General features: G+C 72.4%; 19 protein-coding genes. 16 read left to right on the top strand and 3 right to left on the bottom strand.

The annotated features are described in order from the left end of the window. Positions 1–80: 80 nt before the first annotated feature. The 10 genes from ACFRAV_RS08665 (at position 81) to ACFRAV_RS08620 (ending at position 11,361) form a co-directional block, all read left to right on the top strand. On the top strand, positions 81–854 hold the full coding sequence (locus tag ACFRAV_RS08665) for an enhanced serine sensitivity protein SseB (protein ID WP_382552797.1): 774 nt from the start codon (positions 81–83) through the stop codon (positions 852–854). 155 nt (positions 855–1,009) lie between these two features. After that, positions 1,010–1,795, top strand: coding sequence for an enhanced serine sensitivity protein SseB C-terminal domain-containing protein (locus ACFRAV_RS08660; protein ID WP_351111917.1), 786 nt, complete (start codon positions 1,010–1,012; stop codon positions 1,793–1,795). A 409-nt stretch (positions 1,796–2,204) separates the two neighbouring features. Further along, on the top strand, positions 2,205–3,872 hold the full coding sequence (locus ACFRAV_RS08655; protein WP_382552795.1) for an ABC transporter substrate-binding protein: 1,668 nt from the start codon (positions 2,205–2,207) through the stop codon (positions 3,870–3,872). Between the two features lie 108 nt (positions 3,873–3,980). Continuing rightward, on the top strand, positions 3,981–4,985 hold the full coding sequence (locus ACFRAV_RS08650) for an ABC transporter permease (protein WP_351111921.1): 1,005 nt from the start codon (positions 3,981–3,983) through the stop codon (positions 4,983–4,985). 8 nt (positions 4,986–4,993) lie between these two features. Further along, complete coding sequence (locus ACFRAV_RS08645) at positions 4,994–5,944, top strand: ABC transporter permease (RefSeq protein ID WP_382552877.1); 951 nt, start codon at positions 4,994–4,996, stop codon at positions 5,942–5,944. 6 nt (positions 5,945–5,950) lie between these two features. Beyond that, positions 5,951–6,973: an ABC transporter ATP-binding protein gene (locus ACFRAV_RS08640; RefSeq protein WP_382552793.1), complete on the top strand. Its 1,023-nt coding sequence runs from the start codon at positions 5,951–5,953 to the stop codon at positions 6,971–6,973. After that, on the top strand, positions 6,970–8,109 hold the full coding sequence (locus tag ACFRAV_RS08635; protein ID WP_382552791.1) for an ABC transporter ATP-binding protein: 1,140 nt from the start codon (positions 6,970–6,972) through the stop codon (positions 8,107–8,109). Before ACFRAV_RS08640 ends, ACFRAV_RS08635 begins: the two co-directional genes overlap by 4 nt. A gap of 218 nt (positions 8,110–8,327) precedes the next feature. Next, positions 8,328–9,005, top strand: a complete 678-nt coding sequence (locus ACFRAV_RS08630) for a trimeric intracellular cation channel family protein (RefSeq protein ID WP_382552875.1) — start codon at positions 8,328–8,330, stop codon at positions 9,003–9,005. 62 nt (positions 9,006–9,067) lie between these two features. Beyond that, positions 9,068–9,928, top strand: a complete 861-nt coding sequence (locus tag ACFRAV_RS08625; RefSeq protein WP_382552789.1) for a thioesterase family protein — start codon at positions 9,068–9,070, stop codon at positions 9,926–9,928. Between the two features lie 263 nt (positions 9,929–10,191). Further along, positions 10,192–11,361, top strand: coding sequence for a cysteine desulfurase family protein (locus ACFRAV_RS08620; protein ID WP_382552787.1), 1,170 nt, complete (start codon positions 10,192–10,194; stop codon positions 11,359–11,361). Between the two features lie 48 nt (positions 11,362–11,409). Here ACFRAV_RS08620 and ACFRAV_RS08615 read toward each other — a convergent pair whose 3' ends face one another. Continuing rightward, positions 11,410–12,090 carry an N-acetylmuramoyl-L-alanine amidase gene (locus ACFRAV_RS08615; protein WP_382552785.1) on the bottom strand — a complete coding sequence of 227 codons (681 nt, stop codon included), beginning with the start codon at positions 12,088–12,090 and terminating at the stop codon, positions 11,410–11,412. Between the two features lie 61 nt (positions 12,091–12,151). On the opposite strand from ACFRAV_RS08615, the gene mnmA reads away from it, so the two are divergent. The 3 genes from mnmA (at position 12,152) to ACFRAV_RS08600 (ending at position 14,384) form a co-directional block, all read left to right on the top strand. Then, positions 12,152–13,282 carry a tRNA 2-thiouridine(34) synthase MnmA gene (gene mnmA / locus ACFRAV_RS08610; RefSeq protein WP_382552783.1) on the top strand — a complete coding sequence of 377 codons (1,131 nt, stop codon included), beginning with the start codon at positions 12,152–12,154 and terminating at the stop codon, positions 13,280–13,282. Positions 13,283–13,426: 144 nt separating this feature from the next. Further along, entirely contained in the window at positions 13,427–13,636 is a 210-nt protein-coding gene (locus ACFRAV_RS08605; protein WP_382552781.1) for a hypothetical protein, read from the top strand. Positions 13,637–13,730: 94 nt separating this feature from the next. Next, positions 13,731–14,384 carry a class I SAM-dependent methyltransferase gene (locus ACFRAV_RS08600; protein WP_382552779.1) on the top strand — a complete coding sequence of 218 codons (654 nt, stop codon included), beginning with the start codon at positions 13,731–13,733 and terminating at the stop codon, positions 14,382–14,384. A 59-nt stretch (positions 14,385–14,443) separates the two neighbouring features. On the opposite strand, the gene ACFRAV_RS08595 is transcribed toward ACFRAV_RS08600, so the two are convergent. Together ACFRAV_RS08595 and ACFRAV_RS08590 are read right to left on the bottom strand one after the other, a co-directional pair. After that, a complete protein-coding gene (locus tag ACFRAV_RS08595; protein WP_382552777.1) occupies positions 14,444–14,974 on the bottom strand; it encodes an SRPBCC family protein in 531 nt (176 codons plus the stop codon). 121 nt (positions 14,975–15,095) lie between these two features. Continuing rightward, a complete protein-coding gene (locus tag ACFRAV_RS08590; RefSeq protein ID WP_382552775.1) occupies positions 15,096–16,025 on the bottom strand; it encodes a ketopantoate reductase family protein in 930 nt (309 codons plus the stop codon). Between the two features lie 181 nt (positions 16,026–16,206). Between ACFRAV_RS08590 and ACFRAV_RS08585 the strand changes: the two genes are divergently transcribed. Genes ACFRAV_RS08585 through ACFRAV_RS08575 form a run of 3 tightly spaced genes read left to right on the top strand, consistent with a single transcriptional unit; the run spans position 16,207 to position 18,533 of the window. Further along, positions 16,207–17,211 (top strand): ABC transporter ATP-binding protein, encoded by a 1,005-nt coding sequence (locus tag ACFRAV_RS08585; protein WP_382552773.1) that lies wholly within the window; start codon positions 16,207–16,209, stop codon positions 17,209–17,211. After that, complete coding sequence (locus ACFRAV_RS08580; RefSeq protein ID WP_382552771.1) at positions 17,208–17,954, top strand: ABC transporter permease; 747 nt, start codon at positions 17,208–17,210, stop codon at positions 17,952–17,954. Before ACFRAV_RS08585 ends, ACFRAV_RS08580 begins: the two co-directional genes overlap by 4 nt. A gap of 39 nt (positions 17,955–17,993) precedes the next feature. Next, positions 17,994–18,533, top strand: a complete 540-nt coding sequence (locus ACFRAV_RS08575) for a TIGR00730 family Rossman fold protein (RefSeq protein WP_351111944.1) — start codon at positions 17,994–17,996, stop codon at positions 18,531–18,533. The last annotated feature ends 11 nt before the right edge of the window (positions 18,534–18,544 follow it).

Below are 18,544 nucleotides of genomic sequence, written 5' to 3'. Positions count from 1 at the left end.
GACCAACCGCAGTCCGGCCGGCCGTGGCGGGACGGACCGCGACGACGGCAGCGGACAGCGCAGAACCCCAGGCGGTAGGCATGAACTTCGCGGCGGACGAACAGGCCCGTGCGGGCGGATGGCCCGGCAACGAGCTGGAGGAGGTGCTGACGGCCTCGGCGGCCGCCCCGGCGTCCCCGGCCACCGGCGCCAGGGTGCTCGAGGTGCTCACCCGCAGCTTCGTGTGGATCCCGCTGCCCGAGGGCGGCGGCCGCGACAGCGTCAGCCTCGACCTGCCCACCGTCGACCTGGGCGGCCAGACCTTCGTGCCGGTCTTCAGTTCCCAGGAGCAGTTCCAGCGCGTGGTCGGCTCCCACATGTCGTTCACCATCGCCCCGGTCGTGGAGTTCGCCCGCGGCCTGCCGCCCGAGGTCGGCATCGTCGTCAACCCGGACGGCGCGGTGGGGCTGCCGCTGACCCCGGAGGCGGTCGCCGAACTGTGCCGCGCCGCCGGACCCGGCGGCGCCGGCAGCGGCGGCCGGGTCCGCCTCCGGGAGCCGGACTGGCAGGAGGACCCGGTCGACTTCCTGCGCGCCGCCTCCGAGGAGTTCGCCGCCCTCGGGGTGGTCGCGAGCGCCCGCCGCTGCCTGGCCGCGGTCGAGACGGCGGAGCCCGCGCTGTTCGTCGGCGTCGAACTCACCACCTGGGACGCCCCCTCCGGCGACGCCCGCGCCCTGCCGCTGGAGGCGCTGGGCCGCGCCCTGGGCCGCCACCCGGTGCCCTGGCCCGTCAACCTGGTGCTGCTGGACGCCGTGCCGGACCCGGTCTGCGACTACCTGCGCACCAAGGTGCGGCCGTTCTTCGGCGCCCTGTGACCGGGCGCCCTGACGGGGCAAATCGCCCGGGACCTCACGGCTCGGTCAAGGTGGTGTCTCTCACCCGGCTTAAGCTGGTTTCATAATCCCGGTCGAACACTCGCTGTCGGACATCGATGGGGCGGAACCAATGTCTTCGCGAAGGGCTGGTTGAGGTGAGCGCGTCGGGCACGGCCGCCGCCGGGCAGGTGGAGCAGATGCTGCGCCAGGTGACGCCCGGGCGCTATGACGCCTACGAGGCGCTGCTGCGCGCCCTCGCGAACCCGTCCGCCGGCCGGCTGTGGATGCTGCTGTGGCAGGGCCGGTCCGGCGCCCCCGACGCGCGCTACGGGAGCATGGAGGTCGACGGGTACTTCTACGTCCCCTGCGTGACCTCCGACCAGGAGCTGTCCGCCAGCGGCTGGACGCGCGGCTACGAGGTGACCGACGCCCTCGAGGCGGCCCGCGGCCTCTACCCCGACCACCACGGCCTGTGGCTCAACCCGCACGCCCCCGGCGGCGGGGTCGGCATCCCGTGGCTGGACCTGCGCCGGATCGTCGCCGGCCTCGACCGTCAGCCGGCCGGGCCGCTGCGGCTGTCCGAACCGGCCATCGAGGTGCCCCAGTTCTACGCCCTGCTGGTGCAGAACGCCCACCGCACCCCGGCGGTGCGGGCGCTGCGCCGCGCCTGGGTGCAGCCGGCGCTCGGCGCGCCCTACCTCGCCGTCGGCCTCGACGTGTACGAGACGTCGCCGGCGGCGGTGGAGTCGGTGCGGGCGATGATGAGCCAGTCGGTCGGCGTGGTGCCGGACGGGCTGGCCGTCTCCACGGTCGCCATGGCCGACGAACACGACCCGGTCGCGCTCTGGATGCGGGCCAACGCCCGTCCCTTCTACGACCGCGAGGCCCACGGGCCGGCCGGCTCGGGCCGCGGCGGGTACGGCTACCCGGCCGTGCGCTGACCGCCGCCGTTACCCTCGCCCCACCGTTCGTTCCCCTCGCTCCACCGTTCGACGCCCGTCGGCGTCGCCGTCGTCCGTCGCGACCCCCGTCGGCGTCTGCCGTGAGACAGCCGGGTGTTCGGCCCGTCGCCCGGACCGCCGGGCCCCGCGGCCGCGAGACGCCCGGCAACTCCCGCGCACGGCCAGGGAACCCGCACGTTCGTGCAGCTCGCGGGCGACATCCCGGACGTTTCCATCGTGTAACGCGGCCTCCGAACGGCCCACCGCTACAGGTGATTTGCCGGGTTCGTCAGCTGTTCAGATCTCAGCTAGGTATCACCACTATGCGGACTGTTCTCCTCGCGTAGAGCCCTGAGTAATGTTCGATCGGTCAGCAGGCACCCACCAGTGAACCCCGGAGTGGCCCCGTATGCGCATAGTCAAATCCCGCGTCGCTCGGGCGATAACGGCCGCCTTGGCGGTCGGAATGATCGCGTCGGCGTGCACCAGCGAGCGCGACAATGAAGGCTCCGGCGACGGCGCCAAGGACACCTTCGTCTTCGGCGCCCCGGGCGACCCGAGCTCGCTCGACCCGGCGCTCGCCAGCGACGGCGAGACGTTCCGTGTGACCCGCCAGGCCTTCGAGGCCCTGCTGGAGCACGAGTCCGGCGGCAGCAAGCTGGTGGGCGGCCTGGCGGAGACCTGGGAGAGCAACCCCGAGGGCACCGTCTGGACCTTCAACCTCCGCAAGGGCGTGAAGTTCCACGACGGCGAGGCGTTCAACGCCGCCGCGGTGTGCGCCAACTACGACCACTGGTTCAACTGGGCCGGCACCTACCAGTCCAGCGCGGTGTCCTACTACTGGCAGACCGTCATGGGCGGCTTCGCCAAGAACGAGGACAAGGAGGCCCCCGAGGCCAACTACAAGTCCTGCACCGCGAAGGACGAGAACACCGCCGTCATCGAGGTGAAGAAGCCGACCGCCAACCTCCCCGGCGGCTTCTCGCTGAACGCCCTGGCGATCCACTCGCCGAAGGCGATCAAGGAGTACGAGAAGCAGGACGCGACCGCCAAGGGCGACGCGATCACGTACCCCGAGTACAGCCAGAAGGCCGGCACGGTCGCCGGTACCGGCCCGTACAAGATCAAGGGCTGGAACAAGGGCAACAAGGAAGTCACCCTCGAGCGTTTCGACGACTACTGGGGCGACAAGGCCAAGGTCAAGAACATCGTCATCCGTACGCTGGACACCGAGGAGGGCCGTCGTCAGGCGCTCCAGGCCGGTGACATCGACGGCTACGACCTGGTCGCGCCCGCGGACGTGAAGACCCTCGAGAAGGAGGGCTACCAGGTCCCGACCCGTGGCGTCTTCAACCTCTTCTACGTGGGCATGTCCCAGGGGGCCGAGCCGGCCCTGAAGAAGAAGGAGGTCCGCCAGGCGATCGCGCACGCCGTCGACCGCGAGAACCTGGTCGCCACCCAGCTGCCCGAGGGCGGCAAGGTCGCCACGCAGTTCATGCCCGACACCATCGCGGGCTACTCGGACAAGGTCAAGCAGTACCCGTTCGACACCGCCAAGGCCAAGGACCTGCTGAAGAAGGCCGGGGAGGAGAAGCTCAAGATCGAGTTCTGCTACCCGACCGAGGTCACCCGCCCGTACATGCCTGCCCCGCAGGACCTGTTCGAGCTGATGAAGGCCGACCTGGAGAAGGCCGGCATCACCGTCACCCCGAAGCCGATGAAGTGGGCCCCGGACTACCTGGACGCCACCGAGGCCGGTTCCTGCGCGCTGCACATGCTCGGCTGGACCGGTGACTTCAACGACGGCTTCAACTTCATCGGCACCTGGTTCGCCGAGTACGACAAGCAGTGGGGCTTCAAGGACAAGAAGCTCTTCGAGACCGTCAACGCCGGTTCCACGCTGACCGGTGACGAGCGCACCGAGGCCTACAAGAAGGCCAACGAGGCGATCATGGAGTACCTGCCGGGTCTCCCCGTCTCCTCCTCGCCCCCGGCCATCGCGTTCGGCAAGAACGTCGTCCCGCCGAAGGTGTCGCCGCTGACGCAGGAGAACTTCGCCGAGGTCTCCTTCAAGTAAGCCGCGGTACCCAGGCACCGCATCCCCGCTCCGCCCGGCCGCCGCACCCAAGGCGGCCGGGCGGACGCGTCCATCAGGCAACACGTACGTCAGAAAGGGGCATGCGCGGTGCTGCGTCTCGTCGCACGAAGACTGCTCCAGCTCATACCCACGCTGCTGGGCCTGTCGGTCCTGCTCTTCATCTGGCTCAACCGGCTTCCCGGCGGCCCCGCCTCAGCGATCCTGGGCGAGCGCGCGACCGATGCCGAGGTCGCGAGAATCAACCGGCTGCTGGGCCTCGACCAGCCGCTCTACGTCCAGTACTGGCGCTTCCTCAAGCGCATCGTGGAGCTGGACCTGGGCACCTCGGTGCAGACCGGACAGCCGGTGTGGGACGAGTTCACCCTCCGCTTCCCGGCCACCGTCGAACTGTCGCTGCTGGCCATGCTGATCGCCGTCGCCGTCGGCGTTCCGCTCGGCTACCTCGCCGCCAAGCGGCGCGGCGGATGGCTGGACGTCAGCGCCGTCTCCGGCTCGCTGATCGGCATCTGCATCCCCGTCTTCTTCCTGGCCCTGCTGCTCAAGCAGGTCTTCGCCGTCCACCTGGGCTGGTTCCCCAGCTACGGCCGCCTCTCCACGGGTCTGAACGCCACCGACGTGACGGGGTTCGCCACCCTCGACGGCCTCCTCACCGGTGAGTTCGACGCCACCTGGGACGCGATCATGCACCTGGTGCTGCCCGCGCTGGCGCTCGCCTCCATCCCGCTCGCCGTGATCGTGCGCATGACCCGGGCCAGCGTCCTGGAGGTGCTCGGCGAGGACTACGTCCGCACCGCCGAGTCCAAGGGCCTGCACCCGAAGGTGGTGCGCGGCCGGCACGTGCTGCGCAACGCCATGCTGCCGGTCATCACCGCGGGTGGCCTGCTCACCGGTTCCCTGCTCTCGGGCGCCGTGCTGACCGAGACCGTCTTCTCCTTCAACGGCATCGGCCAGTTCATCCGCACCGCCATCGACGGCCGTGACTACCCCGTCCTGGTCGGCTTCATCATGTTCATCGCGATGACGTACGTCCTGATCAACCTGCTGGTGGACCTGGCGTACAGCCTCATCGATCCGAGAGTGCGGGTGCACTGACCGTGAGTATGACCAAGACCGAGAAGATCCAGCGGCTCGCGGAGCTCACCGCCCGGGACGAGACCACCAGCGGCGCCAGCCTCTGGAAGGAGGCGCTGCGCCGGCTGCGGGGCAGCAAGATGGCGCTCATCGGCGGCGCGATCATTCTGCTCTTCCTGATCGTCGCCGTGGTCGGCCCGTGGGTCGCCCCGTTCTCGCCCACCGCCCAGACCTGGCGCAGCGAGGTCTTCCCGAACCAGGGCAGGTTCGTCAACCCGCGGGCCGAGAACTGGTTCGGCCTCGACCACCTCGGCCGCGACCTGTTCTCGCGCTTCCTGGTCGGCGCGCGGCAGACCCTGCTGGTCGGTGTGGTCTCCACGCTGATCGGCCTGATCGTCGGCGCGCTCATCGGCGGGGTCTCCGGCGCCGCGGCCACGCTCGGCGGGGACGCCGGCCGCCGCTTCGACTCGGTGATCATGCGCTTCATCGACATGATGCTGGCGCTGCCGTCGCTGCTGCTCGCCGTGTCCGTCGCCGCCGTGATGGGCCAGTCCCTGACCACGGTGATGATCGCGGTCGGCGTCGTGCAGGTGCCGATCTTCGCCCGGCTGCTGCGCGGCTCGATGCTCGCGCAGGGCGGCGCCGACTACGTGCTGGCCGCCCGTGCCCTCGGCATCCGCAAGCGCCGGATCGTGCTCACGCAGATCGTGCCGAACTCCCTGAGCCCGGTGATCGTGCAGACGACCCTCACCCTGGCCACCGCGATCATCGAGGCCGCCGCCCTGTCCTACCTGGGTCTCGGCAACCCCGACCCCGCGGTCCCCGAGTGGGGCGTGATGCTCTCGACGGCGCAGCGTTTCTTCGACAACGCGCCGCTCATGGCGGTCTTCCCGGCCGTCGGCATCATCATCACCGCCCTCGGCTTCACCCTGCTCGGTGAGTCCATGCGGGAAGCCCTCGACCCGAAGCTGCGAGGCTGAACCACCATGCCACTTCTCTCAGTCGACGAACTGACGGTCACGTTCACCGGAGCGCACGGCCGCAGGACGAACCGCGCGGTCGACGGCGTCTCCTTCCAGGTCGACCAGGGTCAGGTCGTGGGCCTGGTGGGCGAGTCCGGCTGCGGCAAGTCGGTCACCTCGCTCGCCCTGATGGGCCTGCTGCCCTCCAAGGGCGTCGAGCTGGGCGGCCGCGCCGACCTCGACGGCGACAACCTGCTCACCATGAGCCGCGGCAAGCTGCGCGACCTGCGCGGCCGGCGGATGGCCATGATCTTCCAGGACCCGCTGTCCTCGCTGAACCCGGTGATCCCGATCGGCGTGCAGGTCACCGAGATCCTGGAGCGGCACCGCGGTCTGAAGGGCGAGGCGGCCCGCAAGCGCGCCGCCGAGCTGCTCGACCGGGTCGGCATCCCCGACCCGACCCGGCGGCTCAAGGAGTTCCCGCACCAGTTGTCCGGCGGCATGCGGCAGCGCGCCATGATCGCCATGGCCGTCGCCTGCGCCCCCGAGCTGCTGATCGCCGACGAGCCGACCACCGCGCTCGACGTGACCATCCAGGCGCAGATCCTGGAACTGCTCAAGGAACTGGTCGACCAGGAGGGCACCGCCCTGCTGATGATCACCCACGACCTGGGCGTGGTCGCCGGCCTGTGCGACCAGGTCAACGTGCTCTACGCGGGCCGGGTCGTCGAGTCCGCGGCCCGCCGCGAGCTGTTCGCCCACCCGTCGCACCCGTACGCCAACGGGCTGCTGGGCTCCATCCCGCGCCTGGACGCCCCCCGCGGCGAGCCGCTCACCCCGGTCCGCGGCTCCATCAACGACCGGATCGCCTGGACCGACGGCTGCGCCTTCGCGCCCCGCTGCGACCGCTACGAGCTGGACTGCCTCGGCGGCGCCCCCGGCCTGCGCGAGCCCCGGGCCGCCGGTCACCAGGTGCGGTGCGTGCACCCCGTGGTGCACGGCAACGGCGAATCCGACGATCTCCGGACCGAGGAGGTCCCCGCATGAGCCTGCTCGAACTCGACGGAGTGAAGGTCCACTTCCCCGTCAAGAAGGGCGTGATCTTCGACCGCGTGGTGGGCCATGTGCACGCCGTGGACGGGGTGTCCCTGAAGGTGGAGGCCGGGCAGACCTACGGCCTGGTCGGTGAGTCGGGCTGCGGCAAGACCACCCTCGGCCGGGCCGTGCTGCGGCTGGTCGACATCACCGAGGGCGAGGTCGTGCTCGACGGCACCGACCTCGCCAAGCTGCCGCCGGAGGAGATGCGCCGCTTCCGCAGCCGGCTCCAGATGGTGTTCCAGGACCCGCTGGGCTCCCTCAACCCGCGGCAGAACATCGAGTCGATCCTCTCCGAGGGCATGGCCGCCCACGGCATCGGCGCGAGCCGCGAGGAGCGGCGGGAGAAGATCAAGGCCATCCTGACCAAGGTCGGCCTGCCCGCCGACGCGCTCTCCCGCTACCCGCACGAGTTCTCCGGCGGCCAGCGCCAGCGCATCGGCATCGCCCGCGCGCTGGTCCTCGAGCCCGACGTGATCATCTGCGACGAGCCGGTGTCCGCACTGGACGTGTCCATCCAGGCCCAGGTGATCAACCTCCTGGAGGACCTGCAGGAGGAGCTGGGCCTGACCTACCTGGTCATCGCCCACGACCTCGCGGTGGTCCGGCACATCTCCGACGTGGTCGGCGTGATGTACCTGGGCGCGCTGGTCGAGGAGGCGTCGAGCGACGCGCTCTACGCCGAGCCGCGCCACCCGTACACCAAGGCGCTGATGTCGGCGGTGCCGGTGCCGGACCCGGAGGTCGAGGAGAAGCGGGAGCGCATCCTGCTCACCGGCGACCTGCCCTCCCCGGCCAACCCGCCCTCCGGCTGCCGCTTCCACACCCGGTGCCCCTGGGCGCGGGAGCGGTGCGCGACCGAGCGTCCCGAGCTGCTGGACACGGGCGACGGGCACCGGGTGGCCTGCCACTTCCAGGCGGAGATCGCCGCGGGCGAGCTGGAGCGGACCGGCGGCGAGGTGGTCGCGGCGGCGCGGCCCGAGGAGCCGGTGACGGCGCCGGTGCCGGCCCCGGCGACGGGTGACGAGCCGGGCTCCGCGCCGGACGCGCCGGACGCGCCGGACGCGGGGGTCGTCGGCACGAAGTGAGCCGTGAGCCGGGCCGGTGATCCGGCCTGCGGTTCAAGGGGGACGGCGTCCACGGGGCGCCGTCCCCCTTCGTGTGTCCGGTCCACGTCCCCGGTTCACTGGTCCGGGGACGTCAACCGGGGACGCAAACTGGGGACGTGACGCATTGAACTCCAGGCATCTCGCATGCTGGACCTTCCAATGCAAGGTCGATGGCGGACACCAGGCACAATGTCGAGGTGTACCCGCAACTGTTCAGCCCGGGCGTCCAGCACACGCTCGAACTGGTCGGCATCTTCGTCTTCGCCATATCCGGCGCGCTGCTCGCCGTGCGCAAGAACTTCGACGTCTTCGGCATGGCCGTGCTCGCCGAGGTCACCGCGCTCGGCGGAGGGCTCATCCGTGACGTGGTGATCGGCGCCGTGCCGCCGGTCGCCTTCACCGACCTGGGCTTCTTCCTCACGCCGCTGGCGGCCACCGCCCTGGTCTTCTTCCTCCACCCCCAGGTGGAGCGCATCCAGACCGCGGTGAACGTCTTCGACGCGGCGGGCCTGGGCCTGTTCTGCGTGGCCGGCACGCTCAAGGCGTACGAGTACGGCCTGGGGCTCACCGCCTCGGCCACGCTGGGCATGGCCACCGCCGTCGGCGGCGGTGTGCTGCGGGACATGCTCGCCAACGAGGTGCCCTCGCTGCTGCGCTGGGACCGCGACCTGTACGCGGTGCCGGCCATCGTCGGTTCGGCGATGGCGGCGGTCTGCATCAAACTGGACACGCTCACCCCCGCCACCCTGGGACTGGCCGTGACGGTCGCCTTCGTGCTCCGGCTGCTCGCCATGCGGTTCCACTGGAGGGCTCCGCGTGCCTGGCACCGCCGGTCGACCGTCAAGGAGGTCCAGCCGGAGGAGGTCGCGGTGTGAGGTGGGTCACTGTCGGCGGTGGAAAAGCTACCGCTTAGTAACGTACGGGGTATCGTTCTCCCATGCCAGATGCAGCCTCCGCCCAGGCGACCCGGGCCACGATCGGTGACAGCGAGTTCGACCGGGACAGCACGGTCACCTGCCGGGAGCCCGGCGTGTACGACATCGACCTGCCCGCCGGCTGGACGATCTTCAACGCGGTCAACGGCGGCTTCCTGCTGGCCGTGGCGGCCCGCGCGCTCTCCGACGCGCTGCCGCACGCCGACCCGTTCTCCGTCACCGCGCACTACCTGACGGCCTCCACGCCGGGCCCCGCCGTGGTGCGCACCGAGGTGGTCCGCACCGGCCGCACCCTCTCCACCGGCCAGGCCTCGATCTACCAGCAGGACGCGGAGGGCAACGAGGTCGAGCGGATCCGGGTCCTCGCCTCCTACGGCGACCTGGACTCGCTGCCCGACGACGTCCGGACCAGCGCCGTGCCGCCGGTCTTCCCGCCCATCGAGCAGTGCTTCGGGCCGGACGACTCGCCGGAGCCGCTGCCGGGCGCGTCCGCCATCACGGACCGCCTGTTCATGAAGATGGACCCCGCGACGCTGGGCTGGGCGCTGGGCGCGCCCTCCGGCAAGGGCGAGGTGCGCGGGTACTTCGGCCTCGCCGACGGGCGGGACGCCGACCCGTTCTCGCTCCTGCTGACCGTGGACGCGCTGCCGCCGACCGCCTTCGACCTCGGCCTCACCGGGTGGGTGCCGACCGTCGAGCTCACCGCCCACATCCGGTGCCGCCCGGCCCCCGGCCCGCTGCGGGTCTCCATCACCACGCGCAACCTCGCGCACGGCTTCCTCGAGGAGGACGCCGAGGTCTGGGACACGGCCGGCCGCCTCGTCGCCCAATCCCGCCAGCTCGCCCGCGCCCGCCTGGCCTGACCTGGGGTCCGCGGTCCCTCGTCCGCCCTGCGGGCGCGGCGAGCGGCTGGGCCTGCCTTTTCCGCGGGCGGCTGGGGCGCCCAGGGGGCGGCACGGGCGGGCGCAGGCCCGAGCGCCACGGGGGACGGCTCGCTCAACAAGACCCGGGGTCCGGGGGGAGCTCCGGTTTCGGGAAGGGGCGGGGTGGGGGAACAGCCCGCGCAGCGGCCCCGGACCACCACCGCCCCGGGCCCTCGCGCGTCGCCCCGTAGAATCGAGGCACCATGGCATACCTCGACCACGCGGCGACGACCCCGATGCTGCCGGAGGCGGCCGCCGCGCTGACCGCTCAGCTGGCCGTCACCGGCAACGCGTCCTCCCTCCACGCGGCCGGCCGCCGCGCGCGCCGCACCGTCGAGGAGGCCCGCGAGACCCTCGCCGAGGCCCTCGGCGCCCGCCCCAGCGAGGTCGTGTTCACCTCCGGCGGCACCGAGGCGGACAACCTCGCCGTGAAGGGCCTGTACTGGTCCCGCCGCGACGCCGACCCCGCCCGCACCCGCGTCCTGGCCAGCCCCGTCGAGCACCACGCCGTCCTGGACGCCGTGCACTGGCTCGCCGAGCACGAGGGCGCCACCGTCGAGTACCTCCCCGTCGACGCCTTCGGCAGGGTCCACGCCGACGCCCTGCGCGCGGCGATCGCCCGCAACCCCGACGACGTCGCCCTGGCCACCGTGATGTGGGCCAACAACGAGATCGGCACCCTGATGCCGGTCCGCGAACTCGCCGACGTCGCCGCCGAGTTCGGCGTCCCGCTGCACGCCGACGCGGTGCAGGCGTTCGGGCAGGTGCCGCTCTCCTTCGAGGAGTCCGGCCTCGCCGCCGCCACCGTCTCGGGCCACAAGATCGGCGGCCCCTACGGCATCGGCGCCCTGCTGCTGCGCCGTGAGCACACCCCCGTCCCCGTGCTGCACGGCGGCGGACAGGAACGCCATGTCCGCTCCGGCACCCTCGACGTCCCCGCCGTGGCCGCCTTCGCGGTCGCCGGGGCGCACGCCGCCGAGTACCAGCCGCTGTTCGCCCAGCGGATCGGCGCCCTGCGCGACGAGCTGGTGGACGCCGTCCGCTCCGCCGTGCCCGAGGCGATCCTCGGCGGCGATCCCGACCGGGCCGGTCGGCTCCCCGCCAACGCGCACTTCACCTTCCCCGGCTGCGAGGGCGACTCCCTGCTGCTCCTGCTGGACGCCCAGGGCATCGAGTGCTCCACCGGCTCCGCGTGCACGGCCGGCGTCGCCCAGCCCAGCCACGTCCTGCTGGCCACCGGCACCGACCCGGACCTGGCCCGCGGCACCCTGCGGTTCTCCCTCGGCCACACCTCGACGCCCACCGACGTGGAGGCGGTCGCCAAGGCGATAGGCCCCGCGGTGGAACGCGCCCGCGCCGCCGGCCTCACCTGACCGGAACGGCGGCCGACCCCGGCTCCCGACCCGGCACCCGCCCCGGCGTCAGGCCCGGTTCTTGAGCGCCCCGCGCACCAGCTTCATGTACCGGTCCCAGTCCCAGTGGGGCCCGGGATCCGTGTGGTCCGCGCCCGGCACCTCGTGGTGGCCGATCACGTGCTTGCGGTCCACCGGTATGCCGTGGCGCTCGCATATCCCGGCCGTCAACCGCGCCGAGCCCTCGTACATGGCCGCGGTGAAGTCCTGCGGGCGGTCCACGAAGCCGACGTGCTCGATGCCGACGCTGCGCTCGTTGTAGTCCCGGTTGCCCGCGTGGTAGGCCACGTCCAGCTCACGGATCATCTGCGTGACGTGGCCGTCCCGGTCGACGATGTAGTGCGCCGCCGCCTGGTGGCCGGGGTCCTTGAACACCTTCACCGCCGTGCGGTACTCGCACTGGGTGATGTGGACGACGACCAGCTCCACCGGGTAGTCGTCGGGCCGGTCGGCCCGGCGGTAGTTGGCCTCCGAGGCGGCCGTCCACCGGGCGCCCGGGTAGTCCACCGCGCCCTCGACGCGGGGCTTCTCGACGCCCGGCACCCGCCACCACGCGCGGCTGAGGTCCTCGCGTGCGACCAGGCCGGCGCCGGCGGCCGTCGCGAGGCCGCCGATCAGCAGGGTCCGGCGCCTGACGCGCCGGCCCCCGTCCTTGCCCTTGTCCTTGCCGGACCCGGTGGTGGCGTTCACGTATCGCACAACGCATATCCGGGGACGGCGGTTCCCGGGCGCCCCGTACCCTGGAGGGGCTATGACCGATTCCCCGCAGCGCCCCCTCCGCGTCCTCGCCGCCATGTCCGGCGGTGTCGACTCCGCCGTCGCCGCCGCCCGTGCCGCCGAGGCGGGACACGAGGTGACCGGAGTGCACCTCGCGCTCTCCGCCAACCCGCAGTCCTTCCGCACCGGAGCCCGCGGCTGCTGCACCGTCGAGGACTCCCACGACGCCCGCCGCGCCGCGGACGTCATCGGCATCCCCTTCTACGTGTGGGACCTCGCCGACCGGTTCAAGGAGGACGTGGTCGACGACTTCGTCGCCGAGTACGAGGCCGGGCGCACCCCCAACCCCTGCCTGCGCTGCAACGAGAAGATCAAGTTCGCCGCGCTCCTCGACAAGGCGCTCGCCCTCGGCTTCGACGCCGTCTGCACCGGCCACTACGCCAAGGTGGTCCTCCGCGAGGACGGCTCCCGAGAGCTGCACCGCGCCTCGGACATGGCCAAGGACCAGTCCTACGTCCTCGGCGTCCTCGACGACCGGCAGCTCGCGCACGCCCTCTTCCCGCTCGGCGACACCGTCACCACCAAGGACGAGATCCGCGCCGAGGCCGCCCGCCGGGGCCTCGCGGTGGCGAAGAAGCCCGACTCGCACGACATCTGCTTCATCGCCGACGGCGACACCCAGGGCTTCCTCGCCAAGCGGCTCGGCAAGGCCGAGGGCGACATCGTCGACGAGTCCGGCGCCAAGCTCGGCACCCACGAGGGCGCCTACGGCTTCACCATCGGCCAGCGCAAGGGTCTGCGGATCGGCACGCCGGCCGCCGACGGCAAGCCGCGCTACGTCCTGGACATCTCCCCGGTGAACAACACGGTCACCGTCGGCCCCGCTGCCGCGCTCGACGTCACCGCGCTGACCGCGATCAAGCCCCGCTGGTGCGGCACGGCGCCCTCCGGCCCCGGCGCGTACACGGCCCAGCTGCGCGCCCACGGCGACGAGACCCCGGTCACCGCGGAGCTGGTCGACGGCACCCTGCACGTCGCCTTCGCCGAGCCCGTCCGCGGCGTCGCCCCCGGCCAGGCCGTGGTCCTCTACGACGGCACCAGGGTCGTCGGCTCGGCGACCATCGCCTCCACCACGCGGGCGACGGAGCCGGCCGCCACGGCCTGACGCCGTCGGCGCCCCGGGGCCGAACGGGACTCGTGGCGAGGGGAGTCGGTCCGACTGTTCCCGGAAGTGCCGGGCACCCGTACCTCCGACGATCCCGGTGCCGGAGGTGGACAGCCGCCCCGGTCACAGCTGAAGGGCGGCCTCATGCCTCGTTTGAGCTGGACCATGGAACAGCGGGCCACGGTGAAGCGGTACATGCTTCTCACCACGCTGTTCGCGGTGGCGGGCGTCGCCCTCGGGGTCTTCCTCGCCGCCTCCGGGAACGCCGGAGGATGGGTGGTGCTGGGGATGTGCCTGTGCATATGGGCGGCGTGCGTGCTGTTCGTCGGCTCCGTCCGGCGCGACCAGCCGTGAGAGTCCGGCCGTCGCGGCACGGGTCATGACGAAGGGCGTGCGGGCCCTCTTCCTCGCCCGGGGCGCTGTCGGACCCCACTGGCACGATGACCGGATGACCCACTCCACCGCGATCGCCGCCTACTGGAACGCCGCCGCCCACGCCTTCGACGAGGAGCCCGACCACGGGCTGCGCGGGGAGGCGACCCGCGCCGCCTGGGACCGGCTGCTGCGCCGGTGGGCGCCGCCGCTGCCCGCGGACGTGCTCGACCTGGGCTGCGGCACCGGCTCCCTTTCCGTGCTGCTGGCCGGGGCCGGGCACCGGGTGACCGGTGTGGACCTCGCCCCCGCGATGGCCGAGGCCGCGCGTGCGAAGCTGGCCGCCGCCGGGCTGCCGGGGGTCGTCCACGTCGGGGACGCGGCCGCGCCGCCGGTGGGGGAGGACCGCTTCGACATGGTCGTCGTGCGGCACGTGCTGTGGACGCTGCCCGACCCCGAGGCAGCCCTGCGCCACTGGGCGGGCCTGCTCCGCCCCGGCGGCACGCTGCTGCTGGTCGAGGGCCGCTGGCGACAGTCGGCCGACGCCGCCCCGTACGTCGACGGGGCGGAGGCGCTGCCGTGGACCGGCGGGGTGCGGCCGGAGACGCTGCGGGAGGCGGTCGCGCCGTACGCCTCCGAGACCGAGATCGAGGACCTGACGACCGACCCCGACCTGTGGGGCCGCGAGGTGGACGACATCCGCTACGCGCTGGTGGCGCGCGTGGGGTGAACCACGAGGGGGACCGGGCGGCCCGGAGGACGCCCTCCCGGCCGCCCGGTCCACAGCGTCTACTCCGCCTTCTCGGCCGTCTCCTTGACCGCCCGCAACGTGGCGTCCATGCCCTCGCCCATCTCGCGGAGGCGGTAGGCGATCACGGCCTCCTCCTTCTCCGGCATCTTCGCGATCACCCGGGTGAGCCCTGAAGGACCCGGCCCGATCACCGTCGACTCCCGGAGCAGCGTGCCGCCCTCGACCGGCGTGAGACCGAACGACCAGGTGGCCATCCGCTTCTCCAGCGCCTCCGCCGGGTCGCCGAAGCGGCCGTCGACGTCCAGGACGGCCCAGGTGAGCCGTCGGCCGGGCTCGAACTCCGTGATGTGGGCCATGGTGCGGCCCTTGCCGGCGATCGGGTGTTCGTTGTGGCCGATGTACCGCGCGCCGAGGGCCGGGCCGGTCGCCCCGTCCAGCCACTCGGTGCGCTTCAGCTCCGGGCTGCCCTTGGACATCTCCTCGATGTCGCTGACCACGGCCCACACCCGGGCGGGCTCCGCCGCGATGTGGATCTCGCGCTCGGTCGCAGGACCGTCGGAATAGCGCACCTCAACCCCCACTTCCGGGGCACGGTCGCTCGCCGGCCCCGCAGGGCGATGCTAGGCCCGCCAACTTCCCCGCGAAGGTGTGCGGTTGGCCACACCGTCGACCTTGGCGGGACGCGGCGGATCAGGCTCCCGCACCGCCGTACCGCTGCCCGACCTCGGCCACCAGCCGCGCCGTGACCGGCGCCGCCACCCCCTCGCCCTCGGCCGCGCGCAGGACGGCGCCGCCGATGGCGTCGAGCTCCAGGGCCCTGCCCGCCTCGGCGTCCCGCCGCATGGAGGACAGCATCCCGGGCGGGCAGTTGTCGTACATGGCCAGGGTCTTCGCCGGGGCCAGCGAGGCTCCGCGGGCGGACGCCACCGCGGCGATCTCCTCGGTGAGCGCGACCAGATCCTCCCGGTGCGTGGTGCGCACGCCCTGCGCGTCGGTCAGGTGGCGGGTGGTCAGCAGCGCGAAGGGGGCGAGGAACGCCAGCTTCCCCCAGAGCGCCGAGGCCTCCGAGGAGGCGATCCGCGCCCGCACCCCCGCCGACCCCAGCAGCTCCGCCACCCGTCCGAGCACCGGCTCGGGCAGCCCTGCCAGGTCGACGTCGCAGAACGGGCTGCCGTGCTCCACCACACCCGGCGCGACGCGGGTCGCCTCGACCCGGATCACTCCCGCCGCCACCTGCTCCGCGCCGTAGCGGGAGCGCAGCAGCTCGACGTGCTCCACCCCGTTCAGCAGCGGCACCACCACCGTGCCGGGGACCACGACCGTGGCCGGCACGCGCTCCAGGGCGGCGTCCAGCGAGGTCTGCTTGACGGCGACGAGGAGCAGGTCCACCGGCTCGCGCAGCTCGGTGTCCGCCTCCACCGCCGCGGTGAAGTCGCCGAAGGCCCCGCTGCGCACGGTGATCCCGCTCTCCCGCAGCACCGAGGCCGTCTCCTCGCGGGCCAGGCAGATCACCCGGTGGCCGGCGCGGGACAGCACGGCGGCGAGCAGCCCGCCGACACCGCCCGGGCCGAGCACCGCGACGGTGGCGGGGGAGGTGGTCTGGTGGGTGGGGGACGACATGGCGGTGGGGCTCCTTCCGGACGACCGGAGCCCGGACCCGGGCCCCACCGAGATGATCAGGGGCCGATGCCCCCAGGGCAAGCCCAGGCTTCGATGGCCGTACCCGAGCGAAGACTTGGGTCCGACGGCCCGTTCCGGTAACTCCCGGCGGCGTGCGGTGATCGCGTTTAGGGTGCGCCCCATGACAACCACGCGGGGGAGTACGCCAGTTGTGGCGTTCAAGGGCGCCGTCAAGGACTACGGCGCCGTACGCGCCGTCGACGGGCTGGACCTGGAGTTCAGGGCAGGGGAGCGGGTCGCCCTGCTGGGGCGCAACGGCGCGGGGAAGTCGACCTCCATCGCGCTGATGCTGGGGCTCGACGAGCCCACGGCGGGGACGGTCGAGCTCTTCGGGGGACCGCCGCGTGACGCGGTGGAGGGCGGCCGGGTCGGAGCGATGCTCCAGGACTTCAAGCCGGTCTCCCGGATCACCGTCGGGGAACTGATCGGCTTCGTGGGCTCCGCCTACCCGGCGCCGCTGCCCGTCGCCGAGGTACTGGAGCTCGCCGGGATCGCCCACCTCGGCGGGCGCCGGGTGGAGAAGCTCTCGGGCGGCCAGATCCAGCGGGTCTGCTTCGCCGTCGCGCTGTCCGGCGACCCGGACCTGCTGGTCCTGGACGAACCCACCGCGGCCCTGGACGTGCAGGCGCGGCAGGAGTTCTGGCGGTCGATGCGCGCCCTCACCGACCGCGGCAAGACGGTGCTGTTCTCCACCCACTATCTGGAGGAGGCCGACCGCAACGCCGACCGCATCGTGATGATCGACCGCGGCCGGCTGATCGCCGACGGCGGCAGCGCCGAGATCAAGCGGACCGTCGGCAGCGGTTTGGTGACCTTCGACGCGGTGTTCGGCACGCTTCCCGAGGGCGTCGCGGCGCTCCCCGGAGTGCGGACGGCGGAGGTGCGGGACGACAGGGTCGTGTTGCGGACCACCGACCCGGACGCGACCACGATCGCCCTGGTCGGGCTGCTGACACCGACCGGCCTGGAGGTCACCCAGGCCGGTCTCGAGGAGGCCTTCCTCACCCTGACGTCCGAGGCGTCCGACGCCTTCGGGGCGTCCCGTGCCTCCGAGACGTCCGGGTCCCCGGCGTCCGGCCCCGCGGTAGCGACCGCCACCCCCGCAGAGAAAGGTTTCACCCGATGAGCGCCGGAACCGCGGTCGTCTCCCGTTACGTCGGTCTCGAACTCAGGCGCACCTTCCGCGACCTCGGCTTCGTGATCTTCGGCATCGGCACGCCGGTGCTGATGTACAGCATCTTCACCTCGGTGGGAGACCAGGGCGAGGCCGCCGGCGGCTGGGACGTCCTCGCCATGGTCGGCATGGCGTCCTACGGTGCGCTGGGCGCCGCACTGACCGCCGGTTCGGCCGTCGCCGAGGACAAGGCCAACGGCTGGCTGCGGCAACTGCGCGTCACCCCGCTCACGCCCGCCCAGGTGGTCGCCGGGCGGACGCTGACCGGGTCGCTGATGGTGCTTCCGGCGGTCATGGCGGTCCTGCTCACCGCCCGGCTGCTCAACGGGGTGGACCTGGCGCTGTGGCAGTGGCTCGCCCTGACCGGGCTGCTCTGGCTGGGGTCCCTGCCGTTCACCATGCTCGGCATCGCCAACGGCTACCTGCTCTCCCAGCAGGCCGCCAACGTCACCAACGTCACCTGCAACCTGGCGCTCGCCCTCATCGGCGGACTCTGGTTCCCGCTCACCGAGTTCCCCTCCGGCCTGGCCGCCGTCGGCGAGTGGACCCCCGGGTACCTCTTCGCCCGGCTCGGCCACGACACCGTCGCCGGGCACGCCCCCGGCCTGGTCACCGTGGCCGGACTGGCCGCCTGGCTGCTGGTCTTCGGCGCCTACGCGGCGCACGGCTACCGCAGGGCGGGCCGCCGGGCCTGACCGTCCGGCCTGTGGGGGTGAACGAGTACGGTGAACGGCATGAACATCTGCGTCTTCCTCTCCGCCGCCGACCTCGACGAGAAGTACACCCGGCCCGCCCGGGAGTTCGCCGAGCTCATAGGCCGGGGCGGGCACACCCTGGTGTGGGGCGGGTCCGACTCCGGTCTGATGAAGGTGGTCGCGGACGGCGTGGAGGAGGCCGGGGGCGGGCTGTACGGCGTCTCCGTCGACTTCCTGTCGGCCAAGGCGCGGCCGGGCCTGGACACCATGGTCGTGGCCAAGGACCTGCCCGAGCGCAAGCGGCTGATGCTGGAGCGGGCCGACGCGGTCGTGATCATGGTGGGCGGAACCGGCACGCTGGACGAGGCCACCGAGATCATGGAGCTGAAGAAGCACGGGCACACCGAGATGCCGATCGTGCTGCTCAACACCGCGGGCTTCTACGACGGCCTGCACCAGCAGTTCCTGCGGATGGAGGCCGAGGGCTTCCTGTTCCGGCCGCTCACCGAGATGATCTTCTTCGCCGAGGAGCCGCTGGGCGCGATGGCCTACCTGGAGGAGAGCCTCGGGCACGTGTGACGAGGGCCGGA

It is taken from the genome of Streptomyces sp. NPDC056600 (assembly GCF_042792855.1).
Classification (GTDB): domain Bacteria; phylum Actinomycetota; class Actinomycetes; order Streptomycetales; family Streptomycetaceae; genus Streptomyces.
Note: the sequence above shows the minus strand (reverse complement) of the source record. Positions and strands in the feature narration are given on the sequence as shown.

Coding starts and splice junctions, on each gene's coding strand:
- ACFRAV_RS08665 (WP_382552797.1), top strand. CDS start 81: ATGAACTTCGCGGCGGACGAACAGGCCCGTGCGGGCGGATGGCCCGGC.
- ACFRAV_RS08655 (WP_382552795.1), top strand. CDS start 2,205: ATGCGCATAGTCAAATCCCGCGTCGCTCGGGCGATAACGGCCGCCTTG.
- ACFRAV_RS08620 (WP_382552787.1), top strand. CDS start 10,192: ATGGCATACCTCGACCACGCGGCGACGACCCCGATGCTGCCGGAGGCG.
- ACFRAV_RS08640 (WP_382552793.1), top strand. CDS start 5,951: ATGCCACTTCTCTCAGTCGACGAACTGACGGTCACGTTCACCGGAGCG.
- ACFRAV_RS08575 (WP_351111944.1), top strand. CDS start 17,994: ATGAACATCTGCGTCTTCCTCTCCGCCGCCGACCTCGACGAGAAGTAC.
- ACFRAV_RS08580 (WP_382552771.1), top strand. CDS start 17,208: ATGAGCGCCGGAACCGCGGTCGTCTCCCGTTACGTCGGTCTCGAACTC.
- ACFRAV_RS08585 (WP_382552773.1), top strand. CDS start 16,207: ATGACAACCACGCGGGGGAGTACGCCAGTTGTGGCGTTCAAGGGCGCC.
- ACFRAV_RS08600 (WP_382552779.1), top strand. CDS start 13,731: ATGACCCACTCCACCGCGATCGCCGCCTACTGGAACGCCGCCGCCCAC.
- ACFRAV_RS08645 (WP_382552877.1), top strand. CDS start 4,994: ATGACCAAGACCGAGAAGATCCAGCGGCTCGCGGAGCTCACCGCCCGG.
- mnmA (WP_382552783.1), top strand. CDS start 12,152: ATGACCGATTCCCCGCAGCGCCCCCTCCGCGTCCTCGCCGCCATGTCC.
- ACFRAV_RS08590 (WP_382552775.1), bottom strand. CDS start 16,025: ATGTCGTCCCCCACCCACCAGACCACCTCCCCCGCCACCGTCGCGGTG.
- ACFRAV_RS08635 (WP_382552791.1), top strand. CDS start 6,970: ATGAGCCTGCTCGAACTCGACGGAGTGAAGGTCCACTTCCCCGTCAAG.
- ACFRAV_RS08625 (WP_382552789.1), top strand. CDS start 9,068: ATGCCAGATGCAGCCTCCGCCCAGGCGACCCGGGCCACGATCGGTGAC.
- ACFRAV_RS08605 (WP_382552781.1), top strand. CDS start 13,427: ATGCCTCGTTTGAGCTGGACCATGGAACAGCGGGCCACGGTGAAGCGG.